At 69.3% G+C, this 18,706-nt stretch carries 12 protein-coding genes; 6 read left to right on the top strand and 6 right to left on the bottom strand.

The window, feature by feature from the left end:
- Positions 1-140 precede the first annotated feature (140 nt).
- Genes EIZ45_RS09060 through EIZ45_RS09050 form a run of 3 tightly spaced genes read left to right on the top strand, consistent with a single transcriptional unit; the run spans position 141 to position 2,007 of the window.
- Positions 141-1,358 carry a CdaR family transcriptional regulator gene (locus EIZ45_RS09060; RefSeq protein WP_134662223.1) on the top strand — a complete coding sequence of 406 codons (1,218 nt, stop codon included), beginning with the start codon at positions 141-143 and terminating at the stop codon, positions 1,356-1,358.
- 2 nt (positions 1,359-1,360) lie between these two features.
- Entirely contained in the window at positions 1,361-1,543 is a 183-nt protein-coding gene (locus tag EIZ45_RS09055) for a hypothetical protein (protein ID WP_134662222.1), read from the top strand.
- Positions 1,540-2,007, top strand: coding sequence for a CBS domain-containing protein (locus EIZ45_RS09050; protein WP_043840063.1), 468 nt, complete (start codon positions 1,540-1,542; stop codon positions 2,005-2,007). Before EIZ45_RS09055 ends, EIZ45_RS09050 begins: the two co-directional genes overlap by 4 nt.
- Here the strand turns inward: EIZ45_RS09050 and EIZ45_RS09045 are convergent.
- The 6 genes from EIZ45_RS09045 to EIZ45_RS09020 form a co-directional block, all read right to left on the bottom strand.
- Positions 1,988-4,339 (bottom strand): alpha-L-fucosidase, encoded by a 2,352-nt coding sequence (locus EIZ45_RS09045; RefSeq protein WP_134662220.1) that lies wholly within the window; start codon positions 4,337-4,339, stop codon positions 1,988-1,990. The two genes, EIZ45_RS09050 and EIZ45_RS09045, sit on opposite strands and share 20 nt — an antisense overlap.
- 202 nt (positions 4,340-4,541) lie before the next feature.
- Positions 4,542-6,128 carry an alpha-amylase family glycosyl hydrolase gene (locus EIZ45_RS09040; protein WP_134662219.1) on the bottom strand — a complete coding sequence of 529 codons (1,587 nt, stop codon included), beginning with the start codon at positions 6,126-6,128 and terminating at the stop codon, positions 4,542-4,544.
- Positions 6,129-6,176: 48 nt separating this feature from the next.
- On the bottom strand, positions 6,177-7,046 hold the full coding sequence (locus tag EIZ45_RS09035) for a carbohydrate ABC transporter permease (protein ID WP_134662218.1): 870 nt from the start codon (positions 7,044-7,046) through the stop codon (positions 6,177-6,179).
- Positions 7,043-8,017: a carbohydrate ABC transporter permease gene (locus tag EIZ45_RS09030; protein ID WP_037812909.1), complete on the bottom strand. Its 975-nt coding sequence runs from the start codon at positions 8,015-8,017 to the stop codon at positions 7,043-7,045. Before EIZ45_RS09030 ends, EIZ45_RS09035 begins: the two co-directional genes overlap by 4 nt.
- Entirely contained in the window at positions 7,995-9,374 is a 1,380-nt protein-coding gene (locus EIZ45_RS09025; protein ID WP_134662217.1) for an ABC transporter substrate-binding protein, read from the bottom strand. The genes EIZ45_RS09030 and EIZ45_RS09025 overlap by 23 nt, the downstream gene beginning before the upstream one ends.
- A 172-nt stretch (positions 9,375-9,546) precedes the next feature.
- The gene (locus tag EIZ45_RS09020) at positions 9,547-10,554 is read right to left on the bottom strand and encodes a LacI family DNA-binding transcriptional regulator (protein WP_043840052.1); all 1,008 of its coding nucleotides are present in this window, start codon (positions 10,552-10,554) and stop codon (positions 9,547-9,549) included.
- A 355-nt stretch (positions 10,555-10,909) separates the two neighbouring features.
- Between EIZ45_RS09020 and EIZ45_RS09015 the strand changes: the two genes are divergently transcribed.
- The 3 genes from EIZ45_RS09015 (at position 10,910) to EIZ45_RS09005 (ending at position 18,683) form a co-directional block, all read left to right on the top strand.
- Positions 10,910-14,494 (top strand): CARDB domain-containing protein, encoded by a 3,585-nt coding sequence (locus tag EIZ45_RS09015; RefSeq protein WP_134662216.1) that lies wholly within the window; start codon positions 10,910-10,912, stop codon positions 14,492-14,494.
- A 77-nt stretch (positions 14,495-14,571) separates the two neighbouring features.
- Positions 14,572-18,243, top strand: a complete 3,672-nt coding sequence (locus EIZ45_RS09010) for a CARDB domain-containing protein (RefSeq protein WP_167756386.1) — start codon at positions 14,572-14,574, stop codon at positions 18,241-18,243.
- A gap of 155 nt (positions 18,244-18,398) precedes the next feature.
- Complete coding sequence (locus EIZ45_RS09005; protein ID WP_037813387.1) at positions 18,399-18,683, top strand: DUF1905 domain-containing protein; 285 nt, start codon at positions 18,399-18,401, stop codon at positions 18,681-18,683.
- The last annotated feature ends 23 nt before the right edge of the window (positions 18,684-18,706 follow it).

The following is an 18,706-nucleotide window of genomic DNA, read 5'->3' as shown; positions in this document are numbered from 1 at the left end:
GGGAATGCGAACAGGCTTATTGTGGAGCGCGACAAACATTTCTGTGCCGGCCCACAAAATGCGCGGGAAAACGGAGAACGTTTCCCCGGGAGGGAAATCCGCGTGGGCGGCCGCTCCGGGACGCGGGTACGATCCCGGACGTGGCCGACCGGGAGGAAAACGCTGTGCGGACCGCCGCCCTGACCGAACTCGTCGCCTGGGCCGACGAACGGCTGCCCCGGCTGATCGACGACGTCTGCGCGGCGAGCTGCGAGCGGATCGGGATGTACCGGGACGAGAAGATCGTCCCGCGCGCCGACCTGCACCGCTCGATCGCGGTGAACCTCCGGTTCATGGTCGACGCGCTCAGCGGCGGCGAGGCGCCGGACCAGCGCGCGCCGAAGGAGACCGGCCGCCGCCGGGCGCACCAGGGCGCTCCGTTGCCCGAGGTACTGCAGGTGTACCGGATCGCCTGCGCGATGCTGTGGGACTTGCTCGTGGGCCGCGCCCGCGAAACCGGGAGCACCGACGTGCTGATCGACGTCGCGAGCCTGTTGTGGCAGGTCACCGACGAGCACGCGGTCCGCGTCACCGAGGCGTACCGGGCGGCGAGCGCGGAACTGCTGGTCGCGCAGCAGCGCCGGCGGTCCGCGCTGGCCGAGGCGCTGCTGACCGGCGCGCGCGGCTCCGATTCCGGGCCGTGGGAGGCGGGACGGCTGCTCGGCCTGTCGCTGGACGGCAAGCTGACCGTGGTCGCCGCCGAGACGCGCGGGCTGGCCGAAGAAAGCCTGGTCGGCGTCGAGCGGCGGCTCGGGCAGCTCGGCATCGTGTCGGCGTGGCATCTGTCGCCGACGCTGCAGGCCGGCGTGGTGTCGCTGCGCGAGGAGCAGTACGACGCGATGCTTGGCCTGCTTCGCGAACTGGCGCTGGCCCGCACCGGCGTCAGCCCGCTGTTCCGTTCGCTGACCGAAACCCCGCGCGCGGTCCACCTGGCGCGCACGGCGCTGTCCGGCATCCCGCCCGAACGGGGCGAGGTCCGCGCGTTCGACCCGAGTCCGCTGGCGGCGTTCGTCGCCTACGACCCGGACGAGGGCCGCCGGCTGGGGGAGCAGGTCTTCGGGGCGGTGCTGGAACTGCCCGCCGAGGAACGCGACGTGCTGCTGGAGACGCTGGACGCGTACTTCGCGCACGGCGGCTCCTCCGAACGCGCGGGGCAGGTGCTGCACTGCCACGCCAATACCGTCCGGTACCGGTTGCGCCGGATCCGGGAACTGACCGACCGGACGCTGACCGATCCGCGGGACCTGGCCGAACTGGTCACGGCGATGCAGGCGCTGCGGGTCGATTCGGTGCGCTCGATCGATTCTCTTGGGAGCTGACGATGTCTGAAGAGTGGTACTACAACACCCGCACGAACGAGGTCGAGCGCGGCCGCCAAGCGCGCGGCGTCGACCGGCTCGGCCCGTACCCGGACGAGGCCACCGCGCGGCAGGCGCTGGAGCTGGCGCGCGAACGCACGAAGGCGGAGGACCAGGCTGACGCGGAGTGGAACAACCCGCAGTGACGGAACCGGATTTCCGCGGCGCGTCGACCGTCGGCGAGGCGATGCTCCGGGCGCCGAAGGTGCTCGACGCGTCGGCGACGGTCGACGAGGTGCGCGCGCTCTTCGAGGACGATCACGTGCACGCCGCGCTGGTCGTTTCCGGGGGAACGCTGCTGAGCGTCGTGGAACGGCCGGATCTGGACGGGCAGCCGGACGCGCTACCGGCGTACCGGGCGGGCCAGTTGACCGGCCGGGTCGTGGCCCCGGAGGCCGACCTGTACGCGACGTGGCTGGGAATGTCGCGGCGCAGGCTGGCGGTGGTGGACGCGAGCGGCCGGTTGCTGGGGCTGCTGTGTCTGAAGCGCAGCGGCCGCGGATTCTGCTCGGACGCCGACGTGGCGGCCCGCGCGCAAGACCGGGAGAGCGGTTGCCGGGGCGGCCCGTCGCGGACCGCCCCGGTCAGTTTCAGCGCCAGTCCACTTTGAACACCCACGCGTGCTTCCCCGCCGCACGCGCCGCCGCCGGAACGTCGATGACCAGCCGGCCGTCGCTCTGACTCCAGTGCAGCGGACCGCCGTAACCGAGCATGCTCACGCGGTCGCCGCGGCGGATCGGGACCGGGGCGTCGACCACGAGCTGCGAGCCGGGCGCGACGAGCGACATGACGTAGAACGCCGAACCGGGCCGCACGGTGAACCGCAGGTCGCCGAGCTGCGCCATGCGCGACCAGTACGTGGTGCCGTAGATCGCTTCCCCGTTCGTGCGCAGCCAAGCCCCGGTCTCGCGCAGCCGCTGCTGCATCACCGCCGGGATGGTGCCGTCGAAATCGGGGCCGATGTCCAGCAGGAAGTTGCCGTTCTTCGACACCACGTCGACCAGCGTGTGCACCACGTCGTCGGTGGTCATGTACTTGTCGTCCGGTGTCGCGCGGTTGTAGCCGTAGGAGAACGGGTCCAGGCCCCGGCTCGACTCCCACTTGGCGACGACGGTGTTCGGGTACGTCGTGTACTCCGGCGTGGTGAAGTCGTGGTCCGGGATGCCGCCGCGGTCGTTGTACGTGACGTCCTTGGGGCGACGCCGGTTCTTGGCCCGGTTGAAGTATTCAGTGAGCACTTCGCGGCTGTCGTTCACGCCGCCGATGTCGAACCACAGCACGTCCGGGTCGAAGCCGGAGATCAGCTCCAGCACCTGCGGCGCCTGGAGGTCCTTCACGAAATCGCGTCCGGCGGTGTACCCGGTGTAGGGCAGCGGCGCGCCGGTGTACGGATTGCGCGGCGCGTGGCCCATCCACGGGTTGTCCGGGTTGAACCATTCCGGCAGCGAGAAATACAGGCCGTTGCGCAGGCCCGGCGTGTACTTGCGCGAGGCGGCGAACAGGTCGGCGACGAGGTCGCGGCGCGGGCCTAGCTTCTTGGCGTTGCGGCCGCTGACTTTGGTGTCCCACAAGGCAAAACCGTCGTGATGCTTGGACGTGAGCACGTAGTACTGCGCGCCCGCGTCCTCGATCAGACGCACCCACGAACGCGGATCGAACCGGGCGGCGGTGAACTTCGGGATGAAGTCGTCGTAGACGAACGATTCGCCGTAGGTCTTCGCGTGATAGGCGTAGGTCGCTCCGTGGGGATCTTGCTGGTTGTTCCAGTACCACTCGGCGTACTGCTGCCCGACCGGAGCCCACGCGGGCACCGAGTACACGCCCCAGTGGATGAAGATGCCGAATTTGGCGTCGCAGAACCAATACGGCGCGCGGTGCGCGGACAGCGACGCGTCGGTCGGCCGGAAATCCGGGATGCCGAGCGGCACCGGCAGGGTCCGGGTGGCGATCGTCGACCGGTCGGCGAGCACCCGGATCCGGCCGGTCGCCGGAGTCCCCGCGGGCAGGCCGCGGTCGGCGGTGAGGCCGAGCCGCACCGTGGTCTGTTCGCCGGGCGCGAGGCGGGGGATCGGCGCGGGCGTGCGCACCCGGCCGCCGGGGACGTCGAGCGTGACGGTGATCCGGTCGCGTGTTTCGAGCCAGACGGTGCCGGTGTTGACGATCGTCGCCTCGACGGCCTGCGGACCGCCGTCCTGCAGCAGGTTCGCGGTCGCCCGGGCGTCGAGGACCGTCGCCGAACGGCCTTGCGCGATCGGCTGCAGCGTCAAGGCGAACACGTGCAGGCTCGCCACGTTCACCGCCGGTGCGGCGGTCTTGGGCAGAGTCAGCGCGACCGCTTCGCGCGCCGGGTCGATCCACACCTGCGCGGTGCTGATCGACACCGGGTTCTGGTCGGTGACGCCGCCCGGGCCGTAGCGGAAGGTCGAGACGACGGCGCCGCCGGAGCCCCACCAGTCGGAGCCGGACAGGGTGGCGGTGCTGGTGCTGCCGTCGGCGTAGTGGACGGTCGCGTCGCCTCCGGTGCTGCCGTAACTGCACGCGACGAGGAACGCGGCACCGTAGTACCGGCCCTTCGGGAGGTCGATGCGCTGGCCGAGCGCGATGACGTTGTTCTTCGCCCCGGCCGCCGCCGAGCCGAGCAGATACGGCACGCCGCCCGCGGTGACCGTGCTGCCCGCCGGGATCTGCTCCGCCGGGAAGGTGTAGCCGGAGCCGTCGAAGTTCCCGTCGTGCGCGCTCGCGGAGTCGATGCCGTCGTTGTCGAACCACGCGTCGAGCGGGACCGGCACCGGCGGGGGCGGCGGCACGACCGGCGTGCCCGCCCCGTCCGTCACCACCGGCTGCGCCGGCCCGCCCGCCGCTGCCGCGGTGCTCGGCAGTCCGAGCAGCACCGCGCCGCCGAGTGCCATGCCGAGTGCGTGCCGACGAGGATAGGTCGTCATGGAACCTCCACAGTGAAGTCCAGTGGTCCGATGCCTAGCGCGGAATTTCTCGATCATCCGGGGAATCAGGGCAAGCGAGTGGCCGATACATCTGATGAATCATCGTCGGCGCGCACTGGGGTGCTGTCAAGGAGATCCCGCTCAGCGGAGCACCGCGAAAAGCCGACCACCGCAGGGGTGATCGGCTTTTCGCGAGCGAGGGTCAGGAGCGCAGCCAGACCGCCGTGTCCGTCGGCAGTTCGGCGGTGACCGGGTCGCTGGCCAGCAGGATTTCCGCGTGCGGCGGCAGCGGGACCGGGGAACCGGAGAAGTTGAGGACGAACGTGAATCCCGGTCCCCGGCGGAAAGCCAGCACGCCGTCACCGAGCGAAAGCCACTCGAGCTCCCCGCTGAGATTCGCGCGCAGCCGCAGTCCGGCCCGGTACAGGCTGAGCATCGACGCCGGGTCGCCTGCCTGCGCTTCCGCCGTGTACGCCTGCCAATCCGCGGGCTGCGGCAGCCACGCGCCGCCGGGGCCGAAGCCGAACGGCGGCGCGTCGCCGGACCACGGCAGCGGCACCCGGCAGCCGTCCCGGCCGGGGTCGGCGCCGTTCGTGCGCGTCCACACCGGGTCCTGCCGTAGTTCGGCGGGAATGTCCTCGACCTCCCACAGCCCCAGCTCTTCGCCCTGGTAGACGTACATCCCGCCGGGCAGCGCCATGGTCAGCAACGCCGCCGCGCGGGCGCGCCGGGTGCCCAGCACCAGGTCCACCGAACTGCCGTGCAGCCGGTCCGCGAACGAGAACCCGGTGTCGCCCGCCCGCCCGTACCGCGTGACGTGCCGGGTGACGTCGTGGTTCGACAGGACCCAGGCGGGCGGCGCGCCGACGGCGTCGTGCGCTTCCAGCGTCCGCTCGATGACCTCCCGGAAGCGCGCGGAGTCCCACGGGCAGACCAGGAAATCGAAGTTGAACGCCGAATGCAGCTCGTCGCGGCGCAGGTACCGCGCGGTGCGGGACATGTCCGGCAGCCACATCTCGCCGACCAGCACGCGCTCGCCCGGGTAGCTGTCGGCGATCTTGCGCCACGACCGGTAGATCTCGTGCAGCCCCTCCTGATCGGAGAACGGCGTCTCGTCGCCCGCCTCGACGTCCGGCAGCCGCGCGTCCTTCACCAGCCCGTCGGCGACGTCGATGCGGAAGCCGTCCGCGCCGCGGTCGAACCAGAACCGCAGGACGTCCTCGAACTCCGCGCGCACGTCCTGGTTGTCCCAGTTGAAATCCGGCTGCCGCGAGCTGTAGAGGTGCAGGTACCACTCGCCGTCCGGCACCCGCGTCCAGGCGGATCCGCCGAAGCGCGACTTCCAGTTGTTCGGCGGCTCGGCGCCGTCCGGACCGCGCCCCGGACGGAACCAGAACCGTTGCCGCTCAAGCGAACCCGGACCGGCGGCGAGCGCCTCGCGGAACCAGCGGTGCTCGTCGGAACAGTGGTTCGGCACGATGTCGATGATCACCCGCAGGCCGCGTCCGTGCGCCTCGGCGATCAATGCCTCGGCCTCGGCGAGCGAGCCGAAAAGCGGGTCGATGTCGCGGAAATCGGCGACGTCGTAGCCGCCGTCGTCCATCGGCGACGGGTACCACGGGGTGAACCAGAGCGTGTCGACGCCGAGCGCGGCCAGGTGGTCGAGCCGGGCGCGGACGCCGGCGAGATCGCCGATGCCGTCGCCGTTGCCGTCGGCGAAACTGCGGACGTAGATCTGGTAGATCGCCGCGGTGCGCCACCAGCTGTCTTGTCTTCGCGATGCGGTCACGGAAAAAACCCTCCTCGTGGTGGGGGAAAGCGAGAGGTGCGGGCGGGCTCAGCCCTTGAGCCCGCCCGCGGTGAGCCCGGACAGGATCTGCCGCTGGAACACCAGGAACAGCGCCACCATCGGCAGGCTGGCGAGCACCATCCCGGCGGTCAGCACGTTGAGCGGCATGTCGATCGCGGCCCGTTGCAGCATCACCGAAAGCGTCTGCTTGCCGCTGTCCGGGAACACCAGCAGCGGCCAGATGAAGTCCTTCCACGCGGTGACCACCGCGAGGATCGACACGACGGCCAGGATCGGCCGCGAGATCGGCAGCACGATCCGCCACAGCGTGCGCACCGGTCCCGCGCCGTCGAGCCGCGCGGCCTCGATCAGCTCGTCCGGGATCCGGTCGAAGAACCGTTTCAGCACGTAGACGTTGAACGCGTTCGCGGCGGCGGGCAGCCAGACCGCGGCGGGGGAGTCGATCAGGTTCAGGTGCAGCAGCGGCAGATCGGTGATGGTGACATAGGTCGGCACCAGCAACGCGGCCGCGGGCAGCATCAGGGTGGCGAGCATGATCCCGAGAACGGCATTGCCGAACTTCGGCCGCAGCTTCGACAGCGCGAAGGCGGCGGGCACGTCGATCGCCATCTGCGCCAGCCACGCGCCGCCCGCGACGACCAGGGTGTTGAGGAAGTACTTGCCGAGGTTCAGCTGGTCCCACGCCTCGCCGAAGGTCTCCGGATGCCACTCGTGCGGGACGAGCGTCGCCGGGGTCTGCGCCAGTTCCTGCGGCGTCTTCATCGCCCCCGTCACCGCCCAGTACAGCGGGAACAGGAAGGCGAGCACGAACACCAGGAGCGTGCAGGCGAAAACGGCGCCGTAGACCACCTTGCCGCGGCGGCTGCGCAGCGCGCCGGGCGAGACGAGCGTCCTCATGCCTGGTCCGCCTTCCTGGTCAGCCGGACGTACAGCGCGGAGAACACGCCGAGCGCCAGGAACAGCAGCAGGCTCATCGCGCTCGCCGAGCCGAAGTCGTTGTAGACGAAGGCGTAGCGGTAGAGCAGCAGGAGCACGGTCACCGTCGAATCGTCCGGGCCGCCGCCGGTCATCACGTACGGTTCGGTGAACACCTGCATGGTCGCGACGATCTGCAGCAGCAGGAGCATCAGCAGGACGAACCGGGTCTGCGGGAACGTCACGTGCCGCAGCCGCTTCCACATCCCGGCCCCGTCGAGTTCCGCGGCCTCGTACAGTTCGCCGGGGATCGTGCCGAGCGCGGCCAGGTAGATCAGCGTGGTGCTGCCCATGTTCGCCCAGGTCGAGACGAACACCAGCGACAGCATCGCGGTGCCGCTCGAATCGAGCCACTGCGGCCCGGACAGGCCCACCGCGCCGAGCGCGGAGTTGAACAGGCCGGAACCCGGGTCGTAGAACCACTTCCACATCAGCGCGGTCACCACCGGCGGCAGCATCACCGGCAGGTACACCGCGAGCCGGAAGAACGCGCGGGCGTGCCGCATCTCGTTGAGCAGCACCGCGGTCAGGAACGGGACCGCGAACCCGAAAACCAGCGCGAGACCGGTGAACAGCAGCGTGTTCCGCCAGGCGACGCCGAACAGCGGGTCCGCGAACAGCCGGGCGAAGTTGTCGAGCCCGACCCAGGTGGGCGGGTTCACGAAGTCGACCTGCTGGAAGCTCAGCAGCACTCCGCGCACGATCGGGTACCAGGAGAACATCGCGAACACGACCAGCGCGGCGCAGAGCAGGCCGTAGGCGGTGAGGTTCTCCTTGAGCTTGCGGCGCAGCCGGGCCCGGCGCCGCGCGGCGGGGGAGGCGGCCGGTCGCCTGGCCGGCGACGAGGACGTCGCGGGCCAGGCGAGGAGGCTACTTGACCTGGGCGAGGACACTGGTGACCTTCGCCGCGGCGGACGAGAGCTGCTGGTCGATATTCGCGTTCCGATCGGTGAGCACCGCCTGCATCACGCTGTCCAGGATCGCGTAGACCTGCTGTGCGTTCGGCGGTTCGACGCTGCCCTTGATCGTGCCTGTGGAGTCCACATAGGACTGGTAGTTCCGCGCGGGGACGTTGGCGTACTTGGCCTTCAGCGCCAGCTGCTGGTCGCGCACCGCGCCCTGCCAGACGTCCGGAGTCGGCTCGGCCGGGAGCCCGACCGGCTGCTTGCCGTCGACGTACTGCTTGATGTGCTTCTCGAACCGGTCCGGGTTGAGGTACTTCCACTGGATCCACTCGAGACCGGCCTTGATCTTCTCCGGCGACGCCTTCGGGTTGATCATGTAGCCCTCGCCGCCGAGCAGCGTGCCCTTGCCGTCCGGCATCCCGGCGATGCCGTAGTCCTCGTACTTGCCGTTGAACTGCTTGACGAGCACGGGGACGTTGTCCGGGGCGGCCATGTACATGCCGAGCTGGCCCGCGCCCATCATCCGCTGCACGTCCTGGGCCTCCAGCAATTGCTTGCTGCCCATGGAATCGTCGGTCCAGCGCAAGTCGTGGAGCATGGTGAGCGCCGCTTTGCCCTTTTCGTTGTCGAAATCGGCGACCCATTTGCTGCCGTCCTTGCGCGCGACGGAGCCGCCCATCGACGCGAGCCAGCCGGTGAGGTGCCAGCCGCCCTGGTTGTTCTTGCTGTAATCGGCGTATCCGACGATTCCGTTGCCCAGCGCGGAAATCTTCTTGGCCGCCGCGCGCACCTCGTCCCAGGTCCGCGGCGGTTTGTCCGGGTCGAGCCCGGCCTTCTGGAACAGCGGGCGGCTGTAGAGCAGGCCCATCGTGTAATTCATCGTCGGCAGGCCGTAGAGCTTGCCGTCCGGGCCGCGGAAATTGTCGAGCAGTTCGGGTTTGATGTCGTTGATGTGCGGGACTTTCTTGACCGCTTCGGTGATGTCCGCGGCCTGGTGCCGGGCGATGATCTGCGCGGGATCGGTGAAGTAGACGTAGTAGACGTCTTCGAGCTGCCCGCCCGCCAGTTTCGCGCCGAACGTCTTCGGGTCCATGAACCCTTCGTGCGGTTCGATGCGGATATTCGGGTGCGTCGCCTCGAATTCCTTGACGTCGGCGTCGAACACGCCGCGTTCGAACGGCTGGCTCGTCGGCGGCTGGCCGGTGACGGTGATGGTGACCTTGCCCCCGGCGGAGCTCCCCGGATCGCCGCCGCCCCCGCACGCGCTGGCGCCCAGGAGCAGGCCCGCCGCGGCGAGCAGGGCGAACGTCCGGCGGGGAACGGCGGGGGACCAGGGTCTGCTCATCTCAAGCCTCATCTCGCGGGGGAGCACAGCAGGTGATGGCGGTCACCCTAGAGCCGCGGACGGTGTCTCCGCAAGAAGTTGATGAGAATCTGCAATTTGTGGACATTAGCGGTGGTGCGGGTGCGGGGGGTGAGTCGTGAGTGTTTATGCCGGTTAGAACCGGCATAAACACTCACGAGGTCCGGCGGGCGGTGGAGCCACGCACCACCAGCTCCGGCGCGAACAGCAGCTCCTCCACCGCGACCTCCCCGCCGTTGATGCGTTTCACCAGCAGTTCGACCACCGCCCGGCCCATCGCCTCGATCGGCTGGCGGGTCGTGGTCAGCGGCGGGTCGGTGCAGTTCATGAGCGCCGAGTCGTCGTAGCCGACCACCGAAATGTCGCCGGGCACAGACAGCCCCTGCCGCCGGGCCGCGCGGATCGCGCCCAGCGCCAGCGGATCGCTCGCGCACAGCACCGCCGTGGCGCCGCGCGGGTACAGCCGCGCCGCGGCCGCGTGCCCGCCCTCGATGGAGAACATCCCGTGCTCCACCAGTTCGTCGAGCACCGGGAGCCCGAGTTTCGCGGCGTGCACCCGGAATGCCTCGAGCTTGCGCCGCGACGGCACGTGATCGCTCGGCCCCAGCACCAGGCCGATCTTTTCGTGGCCGAGCGAGCTCAAGTGCCCGACCGCCTGCTCGACGGCCACCGCGTCGTCGCACGACACCTGCGGCAGCCCGAGGTGGTCGACGGCCGCGTTGATCAGCACCGTCGGCAGCCGGCGTTCCACGAGGTGGTGGTAGTGCGTGTGCGCGGCGTCGGCCTGCGCGTACATCCCGCCGGCGAACACCACGCCGGACACCTGCTGCTGCAGCAGCATCTCGACGTACTCCGCCTCCGACACCCCGCCCGCGGTCCGCGTGCACAGCACCGGAGTGAAGCCCTGCTGCGCCAGCGCGTTGCCCATGACCTCGGCCAACGCCGGGAAAATCGGGTTCTGCAGCTCGGGAAGCACCAGCCCGACGAGCCGGGCCCGCTCGCCGCGCAGCTGCGTCGGCCGCTCGTAGCCCAGCACGTCCAGCGCGGTGAGCACGGCGGCCCGGGTGCTCGCGGACACCCCGGCCTTGCCGTTGAGCACCCGGCTGACCGTGGCTTCGCTGACCCCGACCTGGCGGGCGACTTCGGCAAGACGACGTGTCATGAGTGAAAGTTACCGCAAACCAGCGCAAGTTTCCGACGAGGCGGCCGGTTTGCTTGCTCTCTCCGTGAAACCGCTGGTCGGGCGGGGCGCTGATCGACGAACGGCGTTGACTTACCGCCGTCGTTGGGCTGTAATTCTTGAACGAATCAGTGAAAATCCCTGACGAGATCCCGGGCAATCGCGGCAAGCGTCCTGCCCTGCCTCAACGAAGAGGTGCCATGTCGACCGCTCCGCGCTGTTCTCGTGCGCCCCCGGACCCGGTTCCCGCCGGTCCGCTCCCTGGTCCCTGCCGTCCCGCGCCACGCGGGGCGCTTCTTCCCGAGTCGTCCCCTCCTCCTTGGATCAGAGGAAACCCATGAGAACGAAGCGACTACTCGCGCGCGCCGCGATTGCCGCCCTGTCCCTGCTCCTGACCGCGCCCGCCTGGCCGGCGAGTGCTGCGCCGGCTCCGGCCGCGAAGCCAGCCGTCCAGCCCGCCGCCCAGGCCGCCACCGCGACGTACACCGCCAGCAGCCAGCTCCCCGGCTATCCCGTCGCCAACGTGGGCGACGGCAACCAGGCCACCTACTGGGAAAGCACGAACCACCAGTTCCCCCAATGGATTCAGGCCGATCTCGGCGCCGCGACGAACGTGGCCCAGCTCGTGCTCAAGCTGCCCGCGAACTGGGAGGCCCGCACCGAAACCTTCGCGGTGCAGGGAAGCGCGAACGGAGCGAGCTTCAGCGACCTCGTGCCGTCGGCCGGTTATCGGTTCGACCCGGCGACCGGCAACACGGTCACGGTGAACGTCACCGGCAGCACCCGCTATGTCCGGCTGAACATCACGGCCAACACCGGCTGGCCCGCCGCGCAATTGTCGGAGTTCGAGGTGCACGGCCCGGCGGGCGGCGACACGCAGCCCCCGTCCGCGCCCGGCAACCTCGCCTACACCGAACCGGCGAGCGGCCAGATCCGGCTGACCTGGTCGGCGTCCACCGACAACACCGGCGTCGCCGGCTATGACGTGTACGCCAACGGCCAGCTCCGCGGCAGTGTCGCGGGGGATGTGCTGACCTACACCGACAATCAGCCCGCCAGCGCGAGCGTTGCGTATTACGTCCGGGCTCGCGACGCGGCGGGCAACCAGTCGGCGAACAGTGCCACGGTGACCCGCAACGGCGCCCAGAGCGGCACGAATCTCGCGCTGCACAAGCCGATCACGGCCTCGTCGACCCAGCAGACCTACGTCGCGGCCAACGCGAACGACGACTCGGCGACCACGTACTGGGAGGGCAGCGGGGCGTACCCGAACCTGCTGACCGTCGCGCTCGGCGCGCACGCCGACCTCGACCGGGTCGTCGTGAAGCTCAACCCGGACCCGGCGTGGAGCACGCGAACGCAGACGATCGCCGTCGAGGGCCGCGACCAGGGCGCGACTGACTTCACCACGCTGGCGCCCGCGCAGCCGTACACCTTCGACCCGGCGAGCGGCAACCTCGTGACCATCCCGGTCAGCGGCCGGGCCAGCGACGTCCGCCTGCGCTTCACCGCCAACTCCGGCGCGGGCGGCGGCCAGGCGGCGGAATTCCAGGTCTTCGGCGTGCCCGCGCCGAACCCGGATCTGACGGTCTCGGCCGTGTCCTGGACGCCGCAGAAACCGGTGGAGACCGACGCGATCACGGCGTCGGCGACCGTCCGCAACGTCGGGACGGCCGCCTCGGGCGCGACTGACGTCAACCTGTACCTGGGCAAGACGAAGGTCGGCACGGCGGCGGTCGGCGCGCTCGCGGCCGGAGCGTCCGCGACGGTGTCGGCGAACATCGGCGCCCGGGACGCGGGCAGTTACGACGTGACCGCGAAGGTCGACGAGGCCAACACCGTCGTCGAACAGAACGAGGACAACAACTCCTACACCAGTTCGGCGCCGCTGGTCGTCAGCCCGGTGCAGAGTTCCGACCTCGTCGCGGCCACCGCGTGGTCGCCGAACAATCCGGCGGCGGGCAACACGGTGACCTTCACCGCGACCCTGCGCAACCAAGGCACAGTCGCCTCGGCGGACGGTGCCCACGGCGTCACGGTCACGGTCGCCGACCAGAACGGGACGGTCGTCAAGACGTTGAGCGGTTCCTCCGCCGGTGTTCTCGCGCCCGGAGACACCGCGTCGGTCAACCTCGGGAACTGGACCGCCGCGAACGGCCGGTACACAGTGAAGACGGTCGTCGCGAACGATGCCAACGAGCTTCCGGCTAAACAAGGCAACAACACCAGTACGCAATCGCTGTTCGTCGGCCGCGGTGCCAACATGCCGTACGACATGTACGAAGCTGAAGACGGCGTCGTCGCGGGCGGTGCGGCGGTGATCGGTCCGAATCGGACGATCGGCGATCTCGCGGGCGAGGCGTCGGGCCGCAAAGCTGTGACGCTGAACGCGACCGGCTCCTCGGTCGAGTTCACCACGCGCGCGGCGACCAACACGCTCGTCACCCGGTTCTCGATGCCGGACGCCGCGGGCGGCGGCGGGCAGAACTCGACGCTGAACGTCTACGTCGACGGCACGTTCCTCAAGGCCATCGACCTGACCTCGCATTACGCGTGGCTCTACGGCGCCGAAGCCTCGCCGGGCAACTCGCCGGGCGCCGGACCGGCCCGCCACATTTACGACGAGGCCAGCATGCTGCTCGGCACGACAGTCCCCGCCGGGCACAAGATCAAACTGCAGAAGGACGCCGCGAACAGCTCGAACTACGCGATCGACTTCGTGAACTTCGAGCTGGCCGCCGCGACCGCGAACCCGGATCCGGCGCACTACGCGGTCCCGGCCGGGTTCAGCCAGCAGGACGTGCAGGCCGCGCTGGACAAGGTCCGCCAGGACCCGAACCTGACCGGCGTCTACCTTCCGGCCGGGCAGTACCCGATGACGAGCAAGGTCACCGTGTACGGCAAACCGGTCACGGTGCTCGGCGCCGGGCCGTGGTTCACCAGGTTCACCGCGCCGTCCGGACAGGAGAACACCGACATCGGATTCGACGCGCAGGCCAGCGCGAGCGGGTCGACCTTCAGCGGGTTCGCCGTGTTCGGCAACTACACGTCCCGCATCGACGGCCCGGGCAAGGTCTTCAACTTCACCGGCGTCACGAACATGACCATCGACAACATCTGGGTGGAGCACCAGATGTGCCTGCTCTGGGCGACCAATGTGGACAATTCGACGGTGAAGAACTCCCGCATCCGCGACACCTTCGCCGACGGCGTCAACTTCACCAACGGCAGCACCGGAAACCACGTCACCAACAACGAGGCCCGGTCCACCGGCGACGACAGCTTCGCGTTGTTCGCCGCCACGGATCTCAACCAGGGCAACCAGTACGACAACGTGTTCGAGAACCTGACCGTGCTGCTTCCGTGGCGCGCGGCGGGCATCGCGGTGTACGGCGGGTACAACAACACCTTCCGGAACCTCTACATCGCGGACACGCTGACGTACTCCGGGATCACGCTCAGCTCGCTCGACTTCGGCTACCCGTTCCTCGGGTTCGGCCCGCAGCCGACGACTGTCCAGAACGCCTCGCTCGTCCGCACCGGCGGCCATTTCTGGGGCAAGCAGACGTTCCCGGCGATCTGGATGTTCTCCGCGTCCAAGGAGTTCCGCGGCATCCGGGTGTCCGATGTGGACATCCAGAGCCCGACCTACAGCGGCATCATGTTCCAGACCAAATACGACGGCAGCCAGCCGGAGAACCCGGTCCAGGACACGGTGCTGACGAACGTGTCGATCAGCGGGGCGCACCGCAGCGGCGACGAGTTCGACGCCAAGTCCGGCATCGGGATCTGGGCCAACGAACTGCCCGAACCCGGCCAGGGCCCGGCGGTCGGGTCGGCGACGTTCACCGGGCTCGCGTTGAGCGACAACGACCAGGACATCCGGAACACGACGACCACGTTCACGATCAACCGCACCTGAGCGCGCGGGTGCCCGCCCGGTCCTCCCGGCGGGCACCCGCCCTTTCTCCCCGTCCCCGCGAAAGAAGAGAAGACGCTATGACACGCATGCGTTTGTCCCGGCTCGTCACCGGATTCCTGGCCGCAGGGCTGCTCGCGGCAGGCCTCACCCCAGCCGCCGCGGCCGGCGGACCCTCGCCAGGTCCGGCTCCGAACGCCGCCGACGTGCCGTTGACGCGCACAGTCTCGGCGAGCAGCGTGCAGCCCGGCTACCCGGTCGCCAACGCCTTCGACGGCAACCAAGCCACCTACTGGGAATCGGCCAACAACGCCTTCCCGCAATGGATCCAAGCCGACCTCGGCTCCGTCAAGCCGCTCTCGCGGATCGTGCTGAAACTGCCTGCCACCTGGGAATCCCGCACCCAGACGCTCACCGTGCGCGGCAGCGCCGACGGCACGTCTTTCACCGACCTGGTCCGCTCGACCGGCTACACCTTCGCCTCCGGCACGGTGACCATCCCGGTGACCGCGTCCGCGCGTTACGTACGGCTGGACGTCACCGCGAACACGCAGTGGCCCGCCGCGCAGCTCTCGGAGTTCGAGCTGTACGGCCCGGACACCGGCGACACGCAGGCACCGACCGCGCCCGCGAACGTCACGCTGACCGAACCCGCCTCCGGGCAGGTCAAGCTGACCTGGTCGCCCTCGACCGATGACGTCGGCGTCACCGGCTACACCGTCTACCGCGACGGCACGCCCGTCACCACCGTCACCGGCACCGCGTTCACCGAGCACCGGCCGGCGGGCACGCGGATCGAATACTTCGTCCGCGCCAAGGACGCGGCCGGGAACGAGTCCGCGGACAGCAACCACGTGGTCCGGGCCGGGACGCAGACCGGCCAGAACCTCGCCGCGGGCAAGCCGATCGAAGCGTCCTCGACGGTCGGCGCGTTCGCGGCCGCCAACGCGAATGACAACAACACGGGTACTTACTGGGAGTCTTCCGCAGGCTACCCGAACACCCTGACAGTAAAGCTCGGCGCCGACGCAGACCTGTCTTCGGTCGTCGTGAAGCTCAACCCGGACCCGATCTGGGGCGCGCGGACGCAGAACTTCGAGATCCTCGGCCGCGCCCAGGGCGCAGGGGAGTTCACCACGCTGTCCGCACGAGCCGACTACCGCTTCGACCCGGCCGCCAACCAGAACATCGTGACGATCCCGGTCAGCGGCCGCGCCTCGGACGTGCAGCTGCGGTTCTTCGCCAACTCCGGCGCGCCCGGCGGGCAGGCCGCCGAATTCCAGGTACTCGGCACGCCCGCGCCCAACCCGGACTTGGTCGTCACCGACACGACCTGGACCCCGTCGAACCCGACGGAAAGCAGCGACCTCGCTGTGTCGGCGACCGTGCGAAACGCGGGCTCTGCCGCTGCCGCCGCGACGACGGTCAACGTCAGCCTGGGCGGCACCGTCCTCGGGTCCGCGCCGGTCGGTGCACTCGCCGCCGGAGCGTCCACCACGGTGACCGTGCAGGCGGGCAAGCGACCCCAGGGCACCTACCGCGTGGCCGCCACCGTCGACCCGGCCGACTCGGTGATCGAGCAGGACGAAACCAACAACACGTTCACCGCGCCGACGCAGCTGGTGATCGCGCAGGCCCCGGGACCGGACCTCGAGGTCACCGGCATCACGTCGAACCCGCCGAACCCGGCCGTCGGCGCGCCGGTGTCGTTCACCGTCGCCGTGCACAACCGCGGCACGAGCGGCGCGGGAGCCTCGGTGACCCGGCTGACCGCCGGTGAAACCACTCTGAACGGCGACACCCCCGCGATCGCAGCCGGGGCGACGGCGAACGTCGCGCTGCCCGGCACGTGGACCGCCGCGAACGCGACCGTCACCGCGACGGCCGACGCGACGGACACGGTCGAGGAAACCAACGAAGCCAACAACATGCTTTCGCAGGCGATGGTGGTCGGCCGTGGCGCGGCGCTGCCGTACGTCGAGTACGAAGCGGAAGCCGCGCAGTACCAAGGCCAGCTGCTGGAGACCGATCCGCTGCGGACATTCGGGCACACGAACTTCGCCACCGAATCGTCCGGCCGGAAGTCCGTGCGCCTGGCGAACCAGGGCCAGTACGTGGAATTCACCTCGACGAACCAGGCGAACTCGATCGTGGTCCGCAACTCGATCCCGGACGCACCCGGTGGCGGGGGACAGGACGCGACGATCAGCCTGTACGTCAACGGCGTCTTCGCGCAGAAGCTGAACCTGTCGTCCACGCACAGCTGGCTCTACGGCACCACCGACGACCCCGAAGGCCTGACGAACACTCCCGGCGGCGACGCGCGGCGGCTGTTCGACGAATCGCACGCGTTGCTGACGCAGTCGTACCCGCCGGGCACGAAGTTCAAGCTGCAACGCGACAACGGCGACACCGCGGCGTACTACGTCATCGACCTGATCGACCTCGAACAGGTCGCACCGGCCCTGCCGAAACCGGCCGGATGCACGTCGATCACCGACTACGGCGCCGTGCCCGACGACGGGATCGACGACTCGGCGGCGATCCAGCGCGCGGTCACCGACGACCAGAACGGCGTGATCAGCTGCGTCTGGATCCCGCCGGGCCAGTGGCGGCAGGAACGCAAGATCCTGACCGACGACCCGAACGTGCCCAACGGCGGCGGGCAGTACAACCAGATCGGCATCTCGAACGCCACGATCCGCGGCGCCGGGATGTGGTACTCGCAGCTGTACTCGCTGATCCAGCCGCAGGACGCGGGCGGCATCAACCATCCGCACGAGGGCAATTTCGGGTTCGACATCGACAAGAACGTCCAGATCTCCGACCTGGCGATCTTCGGCTCCGGACGGATCCGCGGCGGCGACGGCGGGGCGGAAGGCGGCGTCGGGCTGAACGGCCGGTTCGGCACCGGCACGAAGATCTCGAACGTGTGGATCGAGCACGCGAACGTCGGCGTGTGGGTCGGCCGGGACTACAGCAACATCCCGGCGCTGTGGGGCCCGGCCGACGGGCTGGAGTTCAGCGGCATGCGGATCCGCGACACCTACGCCGACGGCATCAACTTCACCAACGGCACCCGGAACTCGCGGGTGGTGAACTCGTCGTTCCGCACCACCGGAGACGATTCGCTCGCGGTCTGGGCGAACCAGTACGTGAAGGACCCGGCCGTCGACATCGCGCACGACAACGTGTTCCGCAACAACACCGTCCAGCTTCCGTGGCGGGCCAACGGAATCGCGGTCTACGGCGGGTACGGGAACAAGATCGAGAACAACCTGGTCTCCGACACGATGAACTACCCGGGCATCATGCTGGCGACCGACCACGACCCGCTGCCGTTCTCCGGGCAGACGCTGATCGCGAACAACGCCCTGTACCGCTGCGGCGGAGTGTTCTGGGGCGAACAGCAGAAATTCGGCGCGATCACGTTCTTCGCCCAGGGCAAGGACATCCCCGGCATCGTGCTGCGGGACACGGAAATCCACGATTCGACCTACGACGGAATCCAATTCAAAACCGGCGGCGGCTCGATGCCGGACGTGACGATCAGCAACGTCAAGATCGACAAGTCGAACAACGGCGCGGGCATCCTCGCGATGAGCGGCGCCCGGGGCAGCGCGACGCTGTCGAACGTGACGATCACGAACTCGTCGACCGGCGACGTGGTCCGCGAACCGGGCTCGCAATTCACGATCACCGGAGGCCCAGTCCCGGCGGCGGCGGCGCGGGGCCGGCGCGGGACGCGGTAAAGGGGGAGCGGTCCGGCGCCGGGACGGGTGACCGTTCCGGCGCCGGGCGTGCGCGATCCTGGGTATTTCCGCGGATCCGCCGGTACCGTGTCGAAATCCCGCGGCCAGGTTCGTACCTCGAGGTGAACGTCCCGCCCGATCCGAAGGAGAACCCGATGAAGACCGGCGAACTCGACGAGAAATTCACCGCGACCCTGCGCAAGAGCCCGGCCAAGGGCGGCCACACGTACCTGATCTGGCCCGGTTCCGCGGAGTTCTTCGGCACCCGCGGCCTGGTGAAGGTCCGCGGCACCGTCGACGGCGAACCGTTCCGCAGTTCCTTCATGGCGCTCGGCGACGGCACCCACAAACTCCCGGTCAACGCCTCGCTGCGGAAAGCGATCGGCAAGGAGGCCGGGGACACGGTGACCGTCGTCCTGCTCGAACGCCTCGCCCGCTGAGCCGTTGGGCTGATCGGGTGGTA

This window comes from Amycolatopsis sp. CFH S0740 (genome assembly GCF_004522315.1).
GTDB classification, from domain to species: Bacteria; Actinomycetota; Actinomycetes; order Mycobacteriales; family Pseudonocardiaceae; genus Amycolatopsis; species Amycolatopsis nivea.
This window is presented reverse-complemented; position numbering and strand designations above follow the sequence as displayed.

Coding starts and splice junctions, on each gene's coding strand:
- EIZ45_RS09005 (WP_037813387.1), top strand. CDS start 18,399: ATGAAGACCGGCGAACTCGACGAGAAATTCACCGCGACCCTGCGCAAG.
- EIZ45_RS09020 (WP_043840052.1), bottom strand. CDS start 10,554: ATGACACGTCGTCTTGCCGAAGTCGCCCGCCAGGTCGGGGTCAGCGAA.
- EIZ45_RS09015 (WP_134662216.1), top strand. CDS start 10,910: ATGAGAACGAAGCGACTACTCGCGCGCGCCGCGATTGCCGCCCTGTCC.
- EIZ45_RS09035 (WP_134662218.1), bottom strand. CDS start 7,046: ATGAGGACGCTCGTCTCGCCCGGCGCGCTGCGCAGCCGCCGCGGCAAG.
- EIZ45_RS09045 (WP_134662220.1), bottom strand. CDS start 4,339: ATGACGACCTATCCTCGTCGGCACGCACTCGGCATGGCACTCGGCGGC.
- EIZ45_RS09010 (WP_167756386.1), top strand. CDS start 14,572: ATGACACGCATGCGTTTGTCCCGGCTCGTCACCGGATTCCTGGCCGCA.
- EIZ45_RS09055 (WP_134662222.1), top strand. CDS start 1,361: ATGTCTGAAGAGTGGTACTACAACACCCGCACGAACGAGGTCGAGCGC.
- EIZ45_RS09025 (WP_134662217.1), bottom strand. CDS start 9,374: ATGAGCAGACCCTGGTCCCCCGCCGTTCCCCGCCGGACGTTCGCCCTG.